The sequence below is a fragment of the Streptomyces sp. NPDC058619 genome, from assembly GCF_042717785.1.
Lineage (GTDB): Bacteria > Actinomycetota > Actinomycetes > Streptomycetales > Streptomycetaceae > Streptomyces.
Genome location: NZ_JBHXQN010000167.1, coordinates 1 through 1,394, shown reverse-complemented (window position 1 = coordinate 1,394; position 1,394 = coordinate 1). Strand labels below are relative to the sequence as shown.

Sequence of the window (1,394 nt, the reverse complement as noted above, 5' to 3'; positions counted from 1 at the left end):
GGGTTGTCGGGCGGGTGATGGGCAGGTTGGTGGCCCGGCTGTCGCGTCGGGTGGGCGCCGGGTTCCACGGCTCCGGTCAGGGGTTCTGCTCGTCGGGTCGGGTGGTTGTTGCAGTTCAGCCGGGGTTCGGAAGGGCGTCGAGCCTGGCGATCGCGCTGGTGATCACGTCGGTCCAGGGCCAGTGGCGGGCGAATCGCAGGTGCCGGCGGCGGGCGGTGGTGACGATCTGGGCGGCGGCGGAGAACAGGCGGAGCCGGAGACGTCGGGGCTCCCAGAGCCTGGTTTTGCCGGTGAGGGCGAGCATCGGCAGCCAGGCGAGGAGGTCGAGTGCGAGCTGGACGATCTCCAGCCAGATCTGGTTCTGCGCGGTGTCGTGCAGGGGCAGGTTGCGCAGGCCGGTGGCCCGCGCTGCCCGGATGCGGTCCTCGGCCCGGGCGCGTTGGCGGTGCCGCAGCTCCAGTGCGGCGATCGGAACGCCGGTGGTGTTGGTCGCGAACGCGGTGAGCCGCAGTCCGTCGGCGTCGGTGATCCGCAGTTGGGCGCCGGGGTGGGGCCGTTCCTTGCGGACGATCAGCCGCATCCCCTTCGGCCAGCCTTTCCGGCAGTCGCCCGTGAGTTCGGCGACCCAGGCCCCGTCCCGGACCTCGCCATCCGGTTCGACCGCTGGCGTCCAGGCTGAGGTGGGCACCTTGAGCACGGCCTGGTGGATGGCGTCGGTGATGGTCATGCCGACCGAGTACGACAGCCACCGGCCGCGCTGGGCGAGCCAGGCCACGAACTCGTGCGTCCCGCCGGCCGAATCTGTCCGGATCAGCGTGCTCCGTCCGCGCCGGTAGCGTTTCGGCAGCTGGGCCAGGGCGAGACGGGTGGCGGTGATGTGGTCGCTCGCGGTGTTGCTGCCCGCGTTCCCGGGCCGCAGCAGGCCAGCGACCGGCTCCCCGGTGCCACCCCGGCCGTGGTCGACAAAGCCCGTCAGCGGGTGGTGGCCGTAGGTCTTCTTCCAGGTCGCGGCCGCATCCTGCTTGTCGGAGTGGGCCAGTACGAGCACGCCGTCGAGGTCCACGGTCACCTGCCCGTCAGCGTCCGGTGCCACAGGCCCGGCCAACTTCCAGACGCGTTCGCGTACTTCAGCCCGTGCGGTCCTGATCGCCGTCAGGGCCTTCGGACCGGCTGCCGCGAGGGTGTCGATCAGGCGGGAGACCGTCGGGTCGGAGGCCACCGGCCCGAACACGGCCGGCTCGGCCCGCAGCATGGCCGCATCGGCCAGGCAGTCACCGCCGAGTGCGACCGCGAGGGCCACATCCAGCAGGATCTTTCCCGGATCGTGCACCGCCCGCGGCCGTCGCCATGGCGCCAGCACTGCCGATATCGCCTGGTCCAGCCCGCTCTTGCGG

General features: G+C 72.0%; 1 protein-coding gene. It reads right to left on the bottom strand.

Going from position 1 to position 1,394, the window contains the following annotated elements:
- Positions 1–115: 115 nt before the first annotated feature.
- A partial coding sequence (locus ACFWTC_RS38950) for an IS1380 family transposase (protein WP_384075188.1) occupies positions 116–1,394 on the bottom strand: 1,279 nt, incomplete at its 5' end.